Annotated in this window: 3 protein-coding genes; 1 reads left to right on the forward strand and 2 read right to left on the reverse strand. The window is 71.5% G+C overall.

Annotated features, from left to right (window positions below; translation table 11 throughout):
• Positions 1-751: AMP-binding protein (locus tag AB0O00_RS35095; protein WP_363658762.1), on the reverse strand; the 751-nt coding region annotated here is incomplete at its 3' end.
• A 95-nt stretch (positions 752-846) separates the two neighbouring features.
• The gene (locus tag AB0O00_RS35100; RefSeq protein WP_363658763.1) at positions 847-1,065 is read right to left on the reverse strand and encodes an MbtH family NRPS accessory protein; all 219 of its coding nucleotides are present in this window, start codon (positions 1,063-1,065) and stop codon (positions 847-849) included.
• A 509-nt stretch (positions 1,066-1,574) separates the two neighbouring features.
• On the opposite strand from AB0O00_RS35100, the gene AB0O00_RS35105 reads away from it, so the two are divergent.
• Positions 1,575-2,594 (forward strand): helix-turn-helix transcriptional regulator, encoded by a 1,020-nt coding sequence (locus AB0O00_RS35105; protein ID WP_363658764.1) that lies wholly within the window; start codon positions 1,575-1,577, stop codon positions 2,592-2,594.
• The last annotated feature ends 27 nt before the right edge of the window (positions 2,595-2,621 follow it).

Here is a 2,621-nt window from a genome sequence, read left to right on the forward strand (position 1 = left end):
CGGCGCGCAGCGCGTCGCAGTCCTGCCAGCCACTCTCCGCGGCGTGCGGGGTCAGTGCGGCCGAGTCGACGGCGAGGAGGGTCGCGCGCTCCTCGGCGGCGACGGCCAGCGGCTCCCGGCCGCCGGTGGTGAGGACGGTCGCGCCGGCCGCCAGGGCGGCGAGCAGCGGCGTCGGCCAGCCGGCGCCCCCGTCCGCGCAGAGCACCCGGTCGGTGGGCTCCAGGGCGAACTCGTCGGTCAGCCAGGCGACCTGGTTGGCCAGGGTGGCGTGGTCGAGCACCAGCACCGCGCCGGTCGCGGTGTCGTGGCCGAGCCAGGCGGGGTCCTGCGGCGCGCCGGCCCGTCCGAGGTCGGTGGCCGGGAGGGCGGCGATGGATTCGGCCGCCGCGAGCAGGTCGACCACCGGCGCGGTGCCCGGCCGGTCCGGGTGGCCGGGGCCGCGGGTCAGCACCAGGTCGATCCGCGCGGCCGGTGCGCCGAGGGGCAGGTCGTCGGTGAGCGGCAGCACCGCGGCCCCGGTCCGCCAGACCGCCAGTACGGCCTCGGCGAAGTCGATGCCCGGCGCAAGGCGCAGGCCCACCACACCGCCGGGGGCGACGCCGCACCCGGCCAGGAAGTGGGACAGGCGGTTGGCGTTCTCGTCGAGCCGGCGGTAGCCGTACTCGACCCGACCGTCGGATACGGCGACCGAGTTGGGAGCTCGGTGCGCCGAGCTCGCAATGAGGTGGTGCAGTGAGGACGGCCGGGTCACGTGAGCTCCTCGCTCGGTCATGGATGGGGCGAAAGCGGGCGGTCGGGCTGGTGCGGCGTCCCGCGCGGTGCGGGACGCCGCGGGGCGGGGGAGGTTCAGGCGGCGGAGCCCTGGGCCATCCGGTTGCGCAGGCTCAGCGGACGCATGTCGGTCCACACCTCGTTGATCCGGTCCAGGCACTCCTGCTTGGTGCCGCTGGTCCCCTCGGCGTGCCAGCCGTCGGGCAGCACGCGGTCGGCCCACCAGATCGAGTACTGCTCCTCGTCGTTGAGCACCACCAGGTAGGTCGGCTCGTTGGCAATCTGCTCGGCCATGTCGGCTCCCAGTCGGGTCTGTGGGCGCCGTCGGTGCGGCGGCCCGGAGTCGGTCGGTCGTACCGGGGAAGCCTGCGACCGGGTGCCTATAGCCCCTCTATACGGCTCGGGATACGGCTCGGCCCCGCGCCGGGAGGGGCGCCGCCAGGGCCCTGGGGAGCGGAATCGCGAATTGCCTCACGAGCGTCCTCGATGGCCGTTTTGTCGATGGCCGATTCGCCGCCCTATGCCATTGATCGCGCTGTTCGTCGTCAATGGGGTGGAATAGGCGACTTGACTTGCCGTCAGGTGATGACAGAAACTCCTAGCGAGATAGGGGTTCCAAGGGGGGAGCGAACTGACATGTCATCAGTTATGGCCGAAAGCAGGAGATCCGCCGCCCCGCCGGACCTCTTCGGACTTCCCGTCTCGCACACCTCGTCCGAAGTCACCGTCCGCCCCTGGCGGACGGCTTCCGGCCTGTCGTCCTATCAGTTCTGGAATATTCCGACCGGTTGGACGTGACCGGCATGCTGGAGAGGTTAGGACTCGACGTCGAGGCCAGGGACGTCTATCGCGAGATGCTCAGGGACCCGCGGAGCAGCCCGGCCGAGATCGCCCGCCGGCTGGGCTGGGGCGAGGCGAGGGTGCGCGCCGGAATGGACGAACTGGCGCGTCTGCTGCTGGTGAAGCCCTCCTGGGAGGACCCGGACACCCTCATGGTGGTGTACCCGGAGGTCGGGCTCAAGCACCTGCTCGACCGCGAGGAGGCCGAACTGCAGCACCGCTTGCTGGACGTCAAGCAGGCCCGGCAGGAACTCTTCGAGGTGGTCGCGGAATTCGCGAACCTGACGAAGTCCCGGCAGAGTTCGGACGCCGAGGTGCTGGAGGGGATCGACGCGATCCGGCTGCGGATCGAGGCGCTGGCCACCGAATGCACCCAAGAGGTGATGGGATTCGTCACCGCCGGCGTGATGTCGCCCGCCAACATCGAGGCCAGCCGCCCGCTCGACGCGAGTGTGCTGGGCCGCGGCGTGCTGATGCGCTCGGTCTACCTGGAGAGCATCAAGAACGACAACAAGACCATGGAGTACGCCCATGGGCTGGTGGACCAGGGCGCCCGGGTCCGGGTCGCACCGATGCTCCCGCCGCGCATGGTGATCTACGACCGGTCCGTCGCGATCGTCCCGGTGGATCCCCGGGCGAGCGCCAAGGGCGCCCTGGTCCTGCAGGGCCGCGGTGTGGTCAGCGCGCTCTGCGAGCTGTTCGAGCGGGTCTGGCAGTGCGCGCAGCCGGTGGAGGGCAGCCCGACGGGCACCGACGTGTGCGACCCGGAGTCACCCAAGCTGACGGCCCGCTCGCAGAGCATCCTGCTGCTGCTCGCCAAGGGTGCCACTGACGAGATGATCGCCCGCCGGCTGGGCGTCTCGGTCCGCACCGTGCGGCGCGACACCGCCGAGCTGACCGCCCAGCTGGGCGCCAAGACCAGGTTCCAGGCCGGGATCCTGGCCGTCCAGCAGGGCTGGGTCGACCCCGACCGGTTCAGCTGAGCCGGAGGCGTGGCCAACTGCCGCGGC

It is taken from the genome of Kitasatospora sp. NPDC093558 (genome assembly GCF_040683475.1).
Lineage (GTDB): Bacteria > Actinomycetota > Actinomycetes > Streptomycetales > Streptomycetaceae > Kitasatospora.